Origin of the sequence: Litchfieldia alkalitelluris (genome assembly GCF_002019645.1) — a bacterium.
In the GTDB taxonomy this organism is placed as follows: Bacteria; Bacillota; Bacilli; order Bacillales; family Bacillaceae_L; genus Litchfieldia; species Litchfieldia alkalitelluris.
In genome coordinates this window covers 4,701,694-4,715,188 of the sequence record NZ_KV917374.1, presented here as the reverse complement: position 1 = coordinate 4,715,188, position 13,495 = coordinate 4,701,694, and the positions used below count along the sequence as shown (strand labels likewise).

Below are 13,495 nucleotides of genomic sequence, written 5' to 3'. Positions count from 1 at the left end.
CTTTTTAGAGTGTAAATCGTCTATAATAATAAGAATATATGACAGAACGTTTTGAATTTTAAAAAGGGCTGTTAGGTCTCTTACATTTACTATGAACTAAGTAGAGTGGCATCTTTTCTTTGATAAAAACAAACCAGAATCCTAAAAAAACAGTGTGTTTTACTTATACTAGGTCAATTAGCAACAATCTTTCAGAAAAGAGCCTTAAAATAACAATCATCCCAGTAATATATGTGCATTATTTGTAATAAAATTCCAAAGTGACTAAGATCTTATTCTGTTAATGAGAGAGAGTGAGTGCTTTGAAAAAGAATTTGGTGGTATTGTTAAGTTTGCCTTTATTGTTGGTTGGTTGTAGCTTTCAGGAGGAGGAACCCTTAAAGGTTGCTAAAAGTGAAATCATGCATAATGAAAAACAGGTTGAGTTTGCTCCTAGAAACTTTGTACACGAACTAAAGCTTATTGATAAACGGGATGAAGAAGTAATTAAAACTCTCAAACCCTTTGACTATACGGATGAAAAAGTTTATGACGAGGATATGAAAGCATTAGTAAAAGAGCTAGCATTAAAGTATGATCGCCCAATGATTCCTGCACGTATTAATAGTGATGGTGAATTAGTTAATGGTCAGAGCAGAGTTATCTTAGATGAAGCAATTCTTTATAAAGAACTTTCTGATGTTTCAGCATTTGATAAAGAAATTGAGCTTCCAATTGCTGAAACAGTTCCTAATGTAAGCATGGAAACAGTATTAGGTCTTGAAGAGGTTGTATTAGGAAGTTATGCAACGAGATTCGATCCTTCCGTAAGAGGGCGAACAGTAAATATTGCTCTTTCTGCTAAAGAAATCGATCAAATTGTTTTAGGACCTGGTGATCGTTTTTATTTTAATACAATTGTAGGAGATTCTACTCCAGATAAAGGATACCAATTGGCAACAGTTATTGAAAATAAACAATTTGTAAGTGGGTATGGAGGGGGTATTTGTCAAACATCTAGTACGCTTTATAATGCAGTAGAACGAGCGGGATTAGAAATCATTGAACTTCATCATCATTCAAAAGAAGTAGGGTATGTACCAAAAGGGAAGGATGCTACAATCGCTTATGGCTTTAAAGATTTTAAGTTTATAAACAATAAAGACTATCCCATTGTCATCAATACGATTATGAATGAAGGAACAGGAACTCTTGAAGTACAAATAACATCTGCTGGACGTTTTGTAGCAGGACAATAAACATTAACTAGCCTCCATTGAAGGCTAGTTTTTTATGATGAAAGTTTAAACAAACGTTTGTTTAAATCATTTCTGGTTTTTAAACAAACGTTTGTTTAAATAAGGAGAAATACCATTCTGGAAGGGTTTTGCACCTTTGTTAGGATCATCGTAATGAACCAATTTCGAATCGGAGAATATGGTCATAAGAGTTAAACTATATCCTATTAAATAGATAACCTAAAAAAATTGGACAAAATAGTTAATTTTTTTGTTAAAAGTGTAAAGAATTACATATAATCCTAAAAGAGGCAAAAGAGGGGGCAGTTCCGTTGCGTTTTTTTGTTTTTAGAGTTTCTTTATACTGGTTAGCTATTATCTTTTTAAGTGTCAAAACCTATATCGCTAGTAAAGTATTTTTTGATTTAGAAATAGATTCTTTCACAGCTGAGCTAATACTAATTTTAAGTACTTTTGGAACGATATTATTAATGTTTTCGATTTCGTTATTTATAAAACAGATCTACCGACATAGAGTCCTGCTAATTATCTATTCTATTATATCTGTCCTTTTATATGTAAATGTTTTATATTACCGATTCTTTAATGACTTCATAACGATACCAGTTCTGTTTCAATCAAAGCATATAACAAGTCTTGGTTCTAGTTTTTTTGATCTAATTTCAATTATTGATGTACTCTTATTTTTGGATATCATTTTATTAAAATTCATCGCAGATCAAATTCAATTCAGAAGAAGTGAGCCTGTATATAATAAAAAAGGTAGAATTCTAATACTTGCTTTAATCATTCTAATATTTAATACAATACTTGCTCATAAGGAAAGACCCGAGTTGTTAACGCGCTCTTTTGACCGCCAACTGTTAGTAAAGAATATTGGTCTTTATGCCTATCATGTTTATGATTTTTACCTTTATACAAATACAAAACGTAGAATTGTGTTAGCTGATACGAATCAGTTAACAGAAATCATTAATTATGACAAAGCAAATGAGACAAAAGCGAATGAAGACTATTTTGGCGCTGCAAAAGGAAAGAACATTATTATGGTAGCACTAGAGTCAACACAATCCTTTGTAGTCAATCAAAGCATTAATGGACAAGAGATAACGCCATTTCTTAACGAGTTAATTAAGCAACGAGGATCTTATTATTTTTCCAATTTCTATCATCAAACCGGACAAGGTAAAACATCAGACGCAGAGTTTATCATTGAGAATTCTTTGTATGGACTACCGCGAGGGGCAGTGTTTTTTTCCAACCCGGAGAACAAATACTATTCACTCGCTAGTACACTAAAGGAAGAGGCAGGATATTATTCAGCTGTATTTCATGCGAACAATAAAAGCTTTTGGAATAGAGATGTGATGTATAGTGCACTTGGTTATAATCGCTTCTACTCAGAAGATGATTATAACATTAGTAAGGAAAATTCAATTGGTTGGGGATTAAAGGATGAAGAGTTTTTTGCACAAACGATACCGTATTTAAAGGAATTACAACAACCATATTATGCAAAATTATTAACACTGACCAATCATTTTCCTTTTTCTCTGGCAAAAGCTGATGAAATCATACCAGAATGGACATCTAAGGATGGAACAGTGAATCGCTATTTTACTACTGTAAGATATCAGGATGAAGCATTAAAACAATTTTTTGAACAAATGAAAAGAGAAGGTATGTATGAAAATTCAATTTTTATCCTTTATGGGGATCATTATGGAATATCTGAAAATCATAATAAAGCCATGAGTGAGTTTTTAGATAAAGAAATTACGCCGTTTGAAACCATCCAATTACAAAGAGTTCCATTCATTATACATTTCCCCAATCGGTCAGAGTCTAGGAAAATTACCTCTGTCGTTGGACAAATTGATGTGAAACCAACAATTCTAAATTTAATGGGAATTGAAGAAAATGGAGCCATTCAATTTGGGACTGATTTATTTTCAGAGGAAAAGCGAGACTTTGTCGTGTTAAGAGATGGTAGTTTTGTGACTAATAAATTTGTGATGACAGGTAACAAATGTTATATTCGGGACACAGGAATGAAAACAAATATGGAATTGTGTAAGCCTTATGTACAAAAAGCAAAAGAAGAGTTGAATTACTCGGACCAGATTATATATGGAGATTTGTTTCGTTTTCTTGATTAAATATAATAATCCAAATCAGTAAAGGAGCAGTTAATAACTGCCCCTTTTTGTTTTTACACGTTGGACCGATCATTGGAAATTACCAAGTACCGTAAGAAGTACCAACGATGATTAATAAGATGAAAAGCACAACGATTAACGCGAAACCACCAGCGTATCCACCACCATAACTCATAAAAACACCTCCTAAAATAAGAGTTACTATAATCTATGCATGGAGATAAAAATCGCACTGGACAAAGGTGGAAAAAAGATAAAATAGACGATAGTTTACGTCTATATATGATAGAATAGGTGTATCAAACGAATAAAGGAGATTCTCTATGAAGAAAGTTTCTATTCTTGCCCTTCTTTTTATGATCAGTGGGGCAGTGATTATAGGTTATGCAGGTTGGGAAATTTACAAAACAAAGGCCGCTACTACTCAGACATTAGATGAAGCTAAAAGCTTAATTCAAAAAGGTCGAGAAGGAAATACTGAAGTCATAAAGAAACAACCTGAATTTGGTGATACCATTGGAATTTTATCGATTCCAGTATTAGAAGCTGAGCTACCAATTGTTGAAGGAACAGACCCTGATGATTTAGATAAGGGGGTCGGTCATTATCGAGGATCATTTTTACCGGATGAAGGTGGACAAATTGTTTTATCAGGACATCGCGATACGGTATTTCGAGATATGGGAAAATTAAAGCTAGGAGATACATTAGTCATTCAGCTACCGAGTGGGGATTTCACCTATAAGATCGTTAATACGAAAATCGTCAGTGCAGATGACACATCGATCATTACACTTCAAGATGACGAAGAAGAATTAATTTTAACTACGTGTTACCCATTTAGCTATATAGGGGATGCGCCAGACCGATATATTATGTATGCAGAAAGACAATAATAAGACAGCGCAGGTAATCGCCGACAGACATAAGACGAGCCGGGTTGCAGGTTGTTTTTTAACCTTTCTGACGGATTGGCTTAGACCTGAAGAGCCGATGGCGCCTGGAGCTGGACAGCAAAACTTGGTTAGAAAGTTATATACTTTCTTAAACGAGTATAAAAAAATGAGGCTATGTGATTCACTTGAAAGTGATCTCATAGCCTCATTTTTTTACGAAAACGTGTTTTTGCTTCGGAAAAAACCTTTTTACAGAATGAACAACAAAGTGAATAAGTAAATACACGCAATAGATACTTAAAATCAATAATCCATAGAAGTCTAAGTTCAGAAGCTTTAATGTTAGGCTAATACCCGTAGCAATATATAAGCCAGCAAGAAACGTTTGGATTTTTTGGTCTTGGTAATTTCTAGTCACTAAAGCGCCAAGTTGACCACCAATCATGGCCCCAATAATTAGGTAACCACATGTTTCATAGTTGATGGGGGTAGAAAACGCATAAGATGTAAAACCAGCTATTACAATCATTAATACACTAAAAATACCGGTGCCAACCGCTTCCCTTGGTTTATAGGCAGCAAAACTGATTAATAACGGAACAATGACAAATCCTCCGCCTACTCCCAAGGTGGCTGAAATGAAGCCAGCAAATAATCCAATCACGATAAATACCCATTTATTAATATCCTGATTGACTTTTGGGGTGATTTTACTAGGCATAAATAGCAAACTTTTTTTTGAAATAAGAGAAAACGACAAGTAGATAATTAAAAGAATGTAAATGGATGGGATTGTAATGTTTTCAATTTGTAGATGCTCTAAAAAAAGAACAAAAGGGCGGGCTATTTGACTTCCAATGATACCGCTAAATCCAATAATTAACCCTGGTTTCCAATTTATATGATGAAGCCGATAATGAGCGAATGTTCCGGATAATGATGTTCCTACCGTATATAATAAGCTTGTTGCAATTGCAACTACGGGTGAGAATGAGAGTAATAATAAGATGGGGGTCAAAATAAAGCCTCCTCCGATTCCAAAAAAACCGGATAGAACGCCAATTCCTAGTCCTAATCCTAGATAAAGCCAAATATCACCCAATTTTTTTACTCCTTTCATTGTTCGTAACGTACAACAGTTATTTTGTGAAGTTATCTATTAGTTTAATCCTTCTATCTATATCTATCATACATAAGTCTCGAAAAATAATGAAGTGCATATACCTAATTGCTATGTAAAAATAGTGTCAATCATTACAAAGAATTATGTTATCGCTAATGAGTGCACTATAACCGTTACAATTACATTACATCTCCCTATATAAAGTGCATGAATGGACTTGCTATGTTACAATGACCACTAGTCTAAGTAAGGGGAGAGTTAAAATGTTATTTCAGAAAAAATCTTTTTTAGTTATTTGCTTGATGCTTGTACTAGTTTTAGCTAGCTGTGGAAACAAAGAAGAGGCAACAGACAACAGCTCAGATAGTCAAAATGAAGCGGTTGCTTCTGTTAATGGGATACAAATCTCCGAAACTGATTTTCTAGCTTCTATGGAACAATCAAAGCTTACGTATGCTCAACAGGGAATTGATGTTGAGAGCTTAGGTGATGAAGAAAAAAAGTTACTAGAGGAGCAGGCTTTAGAGCAACTAATCAATATGGAATTACTTGTACAGGCGGCAGATGACCAGCAAATTGCTATTTCTGACGAAGAAATTGAGGAAAACTTACAAGAGATTAGAGCGCAGTTTGAAACAGAAGATGCCTTTACTGAAGCACTTGAAACAAATAATTTAACAGAAGAAAAATTAAAGGAACAGCTAGTCAAAGATTTAAAGATAAATCAATTTATTACTGAAAATATAGATCAAACAGAAGCTACAGCTACAGATGAAGAAATCCAAGAGATGTATGACATGTATGCTGAACAAAGTGAAGAAGAAATGCCTGCTCTTGAAGAAGTTAGAGATCAAATCGAAATGACGATTGTGGAACAAAAACAAAATGAAGCAGTCTTGGCTTTAATTGAAAAACTGAAACAAGATAGTGAGATAGAAAAGTTTATTTAATATTTAATAGTAAGGTGCCCTGTTAGTTGGGCACCTTTTTTAAATTCATGAATTCAAAATAAGGTTCACTAATATCAATTAGTGGTGCTTGGACCTCAATTAAATCATTGGTTATAGGATGGAAGAGTTGCAAGCTATGCGCATGTAAAGCTTGTCTTTTGGTTATAGCCTGTCCACCATATAATTCATCACCAACTAAGGGGTAACCAATATGACTCATATGAACTCTTATTTGATGTGTTCTTCCAGTTGATAGATTTAATTCAACCAGACTTAATTTTTTACTAGGGAAGGTTTTTAATACGTTAAAATGAGTTGTTGCCACTTGACCCGTGGGAGAGACTCTTCTTCTTGTTGGATGATGGCGATCTCGTCCAATTGGTTCATCTATCTTCCCTTTTTTCTGTTTCATTAATCCATGAACTAATGCCAGGTACGTTCTTTTAATATCTCTTCTTTCAAGCATACGATCTAAAATAGAAGATGATAGTCTATCTTTTGCGAAAAGGATGGCTCCAGTTGTATCACGATCAAGCCGATGGACATGTCGTACCTTGGTTTGAAGTCCTTGAGTTTGATAGTGAAAGGCAACAGCATTAGCTAAAGTGCCTAACTGACCTTCTTTCGTAGGGTGCGTATCGATACCAGCTTGTTTATTTACAATTAAAACATGATCGTCTTCATAAAGAATTGAAATTTCTTTGTACTCAGGAGTCACACCAAATTCTTCCTCAACAAACAATTCTAACTGAATAAAATCACCAGATTTCAGTAGAGATTGCCAAGGTGTAATCTGATGATTTAGTTTAACCGTCTTATCCATACGAAGGCTGTGTAACATTGTTTTGGGAATCTGAAGCTGATTCTTTAACACATCTTCAATAGTGCGTTCTGTCCAACCTTTTGGAACAACAATCTCCAGCCATTTCCCTTTTTTTCTAATTTCCACATTCATCAATCCTTCTTGGTAGTCTAATGTTATTATAACGAATGGAAAAGCTAGAAGGAAATGATTCTATAGGAAACACTTACCTTACCCAATTTATAAAGTGCTATGTTATTCTATTAGTAGAAAAATTGGTAGACAGTAAGGTGGTTTTAGGGTGAAAGTGGTATACGCATCTACTCCAGAGCAGGAAAATTATATAGAAGAATTGATTCAATATATCTATTCTGAGATTTTTCCATTACATTTTTCTGATGAGTATATTATCAAAATGGAAGCAGTTAATGTATTATCACCAAAAGAAGATGAGGTTCATTATAATGGAACAATGAAAGAGGCCTTTCAATTAATATCAAGCCTTCAAGCACTAATTGCAGTGATGGAGTCAGCACAAACAGAAAATATCGAGAGAACACATCAAGATATTTTTTGCAAAAATGTAACGATATTAAATGAATATGGCTACTCATTTCCGTTCACACTTGATCAATTTACATGTGTGAAGGAAAATGTAATTAGCAGATATTCAAAGCCAACAAATGTATACTTAGCATGATTTTCACATTAAAGCGTTGATTCTTCTATAGAGTCACGCTTTTTTGCGTTATTGGTGGATATGATGTGAATGATATAGTTATAGTGTTTTGGGAGAGATAAGTTGGTTGAAGAGAGAGTGACTTCAGACAGTTTTTTTGTGGCAGAAACGTGAAAGCTGTCTGAAGAAGAGGTGAATTCAGACAGGTTCATGCGCCAAAAGCCGAAAGCTGTCCGAAGTGAAGGCAAGTTCGGACAGGTTCATGTGCCAGAAGCCGAAAGTTGTCCAAAGTGAAGGCAAGTTTGGACAGGTTCATGTGCCAGAAGGATTAAGTCCGTATAATTGTGTAAAAAGAAAAAGGGTTCATTTTATTCACTCTTGGCTACAATGTTTTCAACGACGATAAACATTAGAAAAGAGGAATAATAATGACCCAATTACAGTTTACCCTAGATTTGGAAAATTTAAAAGAATCCGTTATAAATTCTGATATTGAAGCAGTTATCAAATCTGCGATTGTTTTGGTATTAAATAATGTCATGGAAAAAGAGAGAGATGACTATTTAAACGTAGCTGCCTATGAGCGGTCCGCTGATCGACGTGATTATCGCAATGGTTATTATGAACGTGAGTTACTCTTGAATGTTGGTAAAGTCACGCTTAAGGTACCAAGAACTCGTAATGGTGAATTTTCAACCTCAGTATTTGAGAAATACGCCCGTTGTGATCAAGCTCTAGTAATCTCTATGTTGGAGATGGTTATTAATGGTGTATCAACTCGCAAGGTCACTCAAATTGTAGAACAACTTTGTGGCGAAACTGTCTCAAAGTCATTTGTTTCGTCACTTACTCAAAAACTTGATCCAATTGTTAATGATTGGGCTAAACGACCTTTAAACACTAGATATTTCCCTTATCTTTTTGTTGATGCAATGTATATAAAAGTTCGGGAACATCATAAAATCGTCTCCAAAGCAGTTTATATTGCTACAGCGATTACGGATAAAAACAAGCGTGAAGTTTTAGGTTTAAGTGTGGATCATGTTGAAGATTTTGAGAGTTGGAGTCGCTTTATTCAACAGCTGAAATCGCGTGGGCTTCAATCCCCAAAACTTGTTATTTCAGATGCACATAAAGGGTTACAGAAGGCAATACAACGTGAATTTATAGGTACTAGCTGGCAAAGGTGTTATGTACATTTTAAACGAAATATTATTAACAAGCTGCCAAAGAAAGACTCTGCTGATATTCGTAAGATGATAAAACGAGTGTTTGAAGCAATTACGATCGAGGATATTCGTACTTTTAAAAATGAACTAATGAGTCAATATGGAGATATCCCAAAGTATGAGAAGGCTCTTCAAATTTTTGAAGAAGGTTTCGAAGATACCATTCAGTATATGAATCATCCCGAAGGTATGCGATGTTATCTGAGAAGTACCAATTCTCTTGAACGTTTAAATCAAGAAGTACGAAGAAGAGAAAGAGTCATTAGGATATTTCCGAATACACAGTCTGCTTTTCGTTTAGTAGGTGCAGTCTTAATGGAATATCAAGAGAATGCATACTCCCGGAAGAAGTCCCTATAGTATTTTTACCGAAACTTCCAATTATGGTATTATGGCATATCCAGGAGAGGCTATCAAAGTGAAAGGCCTTTGACAGCCTCTCCTGGATATGCAAAAGAAAAATCATGGAAGCTTTCGCAAAAAAAAATGTAAGGGGAGACCTAACCCCAAACCTTGAAAACAGTTGAAAACATTGTATTAGTATTTTACACAATATTATGGACTTGACTGCCAGAAGCCGAAAGCTGTCTGAAGTGAAGGCAAGTTCGGACAGGTTCACGCGCCAGGAGCCGAAAGCTGTCCGAAGTGAAGGCAAGTTCGGATAGGTTCACGCGCCAGATGCCGAAAGCTGTCCGAAGTGGAGACAAGTTCGGACAGGTTCAAGCGCCAGAAGCCGAAAGCTGTCCGAAGTGAAGGCAAGTTCGGACAGGTTCATGCGCCAGGAGCCGAAAGCTGTCCGAAGAGTGCGCAACTTGAGACAGGTTCATGCGCCAGAAGCCGAAAGCTGTCCGAAGTGAAGGCAAGTTCGGACAGGTTCACGCGCCAGGAGCCGAAAGCTGTCTGAAGTGAAGGCAAGTTCGGACAGGTTCATGTGCTAGAAGCCGAAAGCTGTCTGAAGTGAAGGCAAGTTCGGACAGGTTCATGCGCCAGGAGCCGAAAGCTGTCCGAAGAGTGCGCAACTTGAGACAGGTTCATCCGCCAGAAGCCGAAAGCTGTCTGAAGTGAAGGCAAGTTCGGACAGGTTCATGCGCCAGAAGCCGAAAGCTGTCCGAAGAGTGCGCAACTTGAGACAGGTTCATGCGTTAGAAGCCGAAAGCTGTCTGAAGTGAAGGCATGTTCGGACAGGTTCATGTGCTAGAAGCCGAAAGCTGTCTGAAGTGAAGGCAAGTTCGGACAGGTTCATGTGCTAGAAGCCGAAAGCTGTCTGAAGTGAAGGCAAGTTCGGACAGGTTCATGCGCCAGGAGCCGAAAGCTGTCCGAAGAGTGCGCAACTTGAGACAGGTTCATGCGTTAGAAGCCGAAAGTTGTCCGAAGAGTGCTCAACTTCGGACAGGTTCAAGCGCCAGAAGCCGAAAGCTGTCCGAAGTGGAGACAAGTTCGGACAGGTTCAAGCGCCAGGAGCCGAAAGCTGTCCAAAGTGAAGGCAAGTTCGGACAGGTTCATGTGCCAGAAGCCAAAAGCTGTCTGAAGTGAAGGTAAGTTCAGACAGGTTCATGCGCCAGAAGTCGAAAGCTGTCTGAATGAAAAGCAATCTAGCTACAAAAAAATAACTGTCCTAATAATAGGACAGCTATACGAAACCAACATTCTATTCAGTAGCCGTAATATCACTAAACCACTCTCTAAAAGTAGCTTCTTCTTGATATCCAACAATGCGCTTCACTTCTTTTCCATCAACAAAATGGATAACTGTTGGAGTTGCTTCAATATTATAATCATTCCAGCCATCTTCAAATTCAAGTAGATTAAACTTTTTTAAGTCAATCCCAAGCTCATCTGTTAAAGGTACAAGAATAGGACTTGTCTCTTGGCATGCTGGACAAGTAGGACTATAGAAATAAACGCTTAACGTTTCTCCAGCATCTAGGCGCTCTTGAAGTTCTTCAGGCAATATTTGATTTTGATATAATGGATCGTCTAATTGCGAAAGAGTCGCAGGATTAAGTGTTGGTTTTCCATACGGATTTCCTTTTGCCTTTTGGCTATTAGAATACGTTGTTACAAACGCAAGACCTCCAAATAACACGACGATTATTGATACAAAAATAATGAGTTTTTTCATACTTACTTACCTTCTTTCATTTGTTTCATCATTAAATGGCTACATATTGAAATAATAATAAATGCAATAAGCGCTAAAAATGGTATGGTTATAAATCCTAGCCAGTTGATATAATCTGTATTACAGGGAACTAGGCCGCATGAGGGTGAATTCTCATTGAGAAATGGTACCTTTTGAATGGAATAGTGGTACAAAGAAATGAATCCTCCAATGATGGATAGCACAAACGTGTAAATGGCTGTATCATGTGTCTTTTTTATAATTGATATGGCCGTTATGATCACAAGTGGATACATAAAAATACGTTGATACCAGCAAAGTTCACATGGAATAAAAAGTAGGATCTCAGAAAAATATAAACTTCCTAAGGTGGCAATAAGAGCTGCTGCAAAGGCAATAAATTGATAGGCTTCTAATTTCTTCGCTACTTCGTTTGACATATTTAATGGTTTCTCTCCCTTTTACACGGAAAAAGTAGTAAGGTATTCTTATGTAATATTAAAGCATAGCCATTAATTGTACAATATCTATGTATTTGAAAGTGAAAAATAGGAATTTTAGTTTTATCAAATGTTTAAGTTCACTTTTATTAGGGTAATAGTAAAAAGTGGTGGACTAGAGAAAGTAGGGGACAACAAAGCATGTCGAAAATCGATTTATCAAAATTTGAGAAGAAAATGATTATCAGACAAATAGAACGCAAAGATATAGATGAAATCATTAAACTACAAGAGAAATGCTTTAAAGGGATGGTTCCGTGGGAAAGAGAACAACTAGTGAGTCATATAGAGCATTTTCCTGAAGGACAAATATGTGCCGAATTTGATGGGGAAATTATCGGGTCTTGCTCAAGCTTAATCGTTAACTTTGATGAATATGATGATAAACATACTTGGGATGATATTACAGACGAGGGGTATATTTCGAATCATAATCCAGATGGCTATAATTTATATGGAATTGAAGTCATGGTACATCCAGAATATCGCGGAATGAAGATTGGAAACCGTTTGTATGAGGCTCGTAAGGATTTAGCAAGAAGGTTGAATTTAAAGAGTATTATCATAGGTGGGAGGATTCCAAATTACCATAAACATTCGGAAGAACTTTCACCAAGATCTTATGTTGAAGAAGTGATTCATCATAAAATCTATGATCCGGTGTTGTCATTTCAGTTAATGAATGGTTTCACTTTAATGAGGATTAACCCGAATTACTTACCAGATGACTTACAGTCAAATAAATTCGCAACTTTAATGGAATGGAACAATATTGATTATGCAGGAAAATCAAAACAGCATTATAAAACATCATTCCCTGTTCGTATATGTGTTGTTCAATATGAAATGAAACAAATTGATTCATTTGATGCCTTTGCGAAGCAAGTGGAATACTATACAGATGTCGCATCTGATGCAGGAAGTGATTTTGCTGTCTTTCCTGAAATATTCACAACACAGCTTATGTCATTTTTAGAAGAAAAATCACCAAGTAAAGCCATTCAGCGTTTAACAGAGTATACAGAGGATTATATACAATTGTTTACAGATTTGGCGGTGAGGTACAACGTTAATATTATTGGTGGATCTCATTTTGTGGAGGAAGATGAGAACATCTATAATATCGCCTATTTATTCCGTAGAGATGGCACGATTGAAAAACAATATAAACTCCATATTACACCTAATGAACGAAAATGGTGGGGGATTAGTCGGGGCGATCGTGTACGCGTATTTGATACAGATTGTGGCAGAATTGCCATTCAAATTTGTTATGATATCGAATTTCCAGAGCTCGCAAGAATTGCAACAGATCAAGGAGCTAAAATCATTTTTACACCATTTTGTACAGAAGATCGTCAAGGTTATTTAAGAGTAAGGTACTGTGCACAAGCAAGAGCGGTTGAAAACCAGATTTATACAGTCATTGCTGGGACCGTCGGTAATTTACCACAAACCGAAAATATGGACATTCAGTACGCCCAATCAGCAATCTTTGCACCGTCAGATTTTGAGTTTGCTCGTGATGGAATCGTAGGAGAAACGAACCCTAATATTGATATGGTTGTTATTGGTGATGTGGATCTTGAGGTCCTTAGGAGACAACGCCAATCTGGAACCGTACGTCAGTTAAAGGATCGAAGACCGGACATTTACCAAATAACATACAGACAGTAGAAGCTTATATACTAGAAAGCCGCAATCAAACGGTCTTTCTAGTTTTTTTGTATTTTTATGGTACTAAAGTACTATTAATGATGAAATAATAACGAACTTTCATAAATTATAACACTACAA

12 protein-coding genes are annotated in these 13,495 nt (G+C 36.1%); 7 read left to right on the top strand and 5 right to left on the bottom strand.

Annotated elements, in window-relative coordinates:
• The first annotated feature begins 302 nt into the window (after positions 1-302).
• On the top strand, positions 303-1,238 hold the full coding sequence (locus BK579_RS22290) for a VanW family protein (protein ID WP_139365142.1): 936 nt from the start codon (positions 303-305) through the stop codon (positions 1,236-1,238).
• Between the two features lie 311 nt (positions 1,239-1,549).
• On the top strand, positions 1,550-3,397 hold the full coding sequence (locus tag BK579_RS22285) for an LTA synthase family protein (RefSeq protein WP_078549350.1): 1,848 nt from the start codon (positions 1,550-1,552) through the stop codon (positions 3,395-3,397).
• A 79-nt stretch (positions 3,398-3,476) separates the two neighbouring features.
• On the opposite strand, the gene BK579_RS22280 is transcribed toward BK579_RS22285, so the two are convergent.
• Entirely contained in the window at positions 3,477-3,572 is a 96-nt protein-coding gene (locus BK579_RS22280) for a YjcZ family sporulation protein (protein WP_078549348.1), read from the bottom strand.
• A 148-nt stretch (positions 3,573-3,720) separates the two neighbouring features.
• Here BK579_RS22280 and BK579_RS22275 point away from each other — a divergent pair, with 148 nt between their 5' ends.
• Entirely contained in the window at positions 3,721-4,293 is a 573-nt protein-coding gene (locus BK579_RS22275) for a class D sortase (protein ID WP_078549346.1), read from the top strand.
• A gap of 205 nt (positions 4,294-4,498) precedes the next feature.
• On the opposite strand, the gene BK579_RS22270 is transcribed toward BK579_RS22275, so the two are convergent.
• Entirely contained in the window at positions 4,499-5,395 is an 897-nt protein-coding gene (locus tag BK579_RS22270; RefSeq protein ID WP_078549344.1) for a sulfite exporter TauE/SafE family protein, read from the bottom strand.
• Between the two features lie 284 nt (positions 5,396-5,679).
• On the opposite strand from BK579_RS22270, the gene BK579_RS22265 reads away from it, so the two are divergent.
• A complete protein-coding gene (locus BK579_RS22265; RefSeq protein WP_169891228.1) occupies positions 5,680-6,366 on the top strand; it encodes a SurA N-terminal domain-containing protein in 687 nt (228 codons plus the stop codon).
• Between the two features lie 22 nt (positions 6,367-6,388).
• Here the strand turns inward: BK579_RS22265 and BK579_RS22260 are convergent, their stop codons facing one another.
• Positions 6,389-7,315: an RluA family pseudouridine synthase gene (locus BK579_RS22260; protein WP_235848513.1), complete on the bottom strand. Its 927-nt coding sequence runs from the start codon at positions 7,313-7,315 to the stop codon at positions 6,389-6,391.
• A gap of 154 nt (positions 7,316-7,469) precedes the next feature.
• Between BK579_RS22260 and BK579_RS22255 the strand changes: the two genes are divergently transcribed.
• Both BK579_RS22255 and BK579_RS22250 read left to right on the top strand, forming a co-directional pair.
• Positions 7,470-7,868, top strand: coding sequence for a DUF5365 family protein (locus BK579_RS22255; RefSeq protein ID WP_078549338.1), 399 nt, complete (start codon positions 7,470-7,472; stop codon positions 7,866-7,868).
• A gap of 407 nt (positions 7,869-8,275) precedes the next feature.
• Entirely contained in the window at positions 8,276-9,436 is a 1,161-nt protein-coding gene (locus BK579_RS22250; RefSeq protein WP_078545275.1) for an IS256 family transposase, read from the top strand.
• A gap of 1,288 nt (positions 9,437-10,724) precedes the next feature.
• Here the strand turns inward: BK579_RS22250 and BK579_RS22240 are convergent.
• On the bottom strand, positions 10,725-11,198 hold the full coding sequence (locus BK579_RS22240; protein WP_078549335.1) for a thioredoxin family protein: 474 nt from the start codon (positions 11,196-11,198) through the stop codon (positions 10,725-10,727).
• 2 nt (positions 11,199-11,200) lie between these two features.
• The gene (locus tag BK579_RS22235; RefSeq protein WP_078549333.1) at positions 11,201-11,638 is read right to left on the bottom strand and encodes a disulfide oxidoreductase; all 438 of its coding nucleotides are present in this window, start codon (positions 11,636-11,638) and stop codon (positions 11,201-11,203) included.
• Positions 11,639-11,839: 201 nt separating this feature from the next.
• Here BK579_RS22235 and BK579_RS22230 point away from each other — a divergent pair, with 201 nt between their 5' ends.
• A complete protein-coding gene (locus tag BK579_RS22230; RefSeq protein ID WP_078549331.1) occupies positions 11,840-13,375 on the top strand; it encodes a carbon-nitrogen hydrolase family protein in 1,536 nt (511 codons plus the stop codon).
• Positions 13,376-13,495: the final 120 nt, after the last annotated feature.

Excerpts from the sequence above, each read along its gene's own strand:
- BK579_RS22280 (WP_078549348.1), bottom strand. The coding sequence starts at position 3,572 with ATGAGTTATGGTGGTGGATACGCTGGTGGTTTCGCGTTAATCGTTGTG.
- BK579_RS22275 (WP_078549346.1), top strand. The coding sequence starts at position 3,721 with ATGAAGAAAGTTTCTATTCTTGCCCTTCTTTTTATGATCAGTGGGGCA.
- BK579_RS22265 (WP_169891228.1), top strand. The coding sequence starts at position 5,680 with ATGTTATTTCAGAAAAAATCTTTTTTAGTTATTTGCTTGATGCTTGTA.
- BK579_RS22250 (WP_078545275.1), top strand. The coding sequence starts at position 8,276 with ATGACCCAATTACAGTTTACCCTAGATTTGGAAAATTTAAAAGAATCC.
- BK579_RS22240 (WP_078549335.1), bottom strand. The coding sequence starts at position 11,198 with ATGAAAAAACTCATTATTTTTGTATCAATAATCGTCGTGTTATTTGGA.
- BK579_RS22235 (WP_078549333.1), bottom strand. The coding sequence starts at position 11,638 with ATGTCAAACGAAGTAGCGAAGAAATTAGAAGCCTATCAATTTATTGCC.
- BK579_RS22230 (WP_078549331.1), top strand. The coding sequence starts at position 11,840 with ATGTCGAAAATCGATTTATCAAAATTTGAGAAGAAAATGATTATCAGA.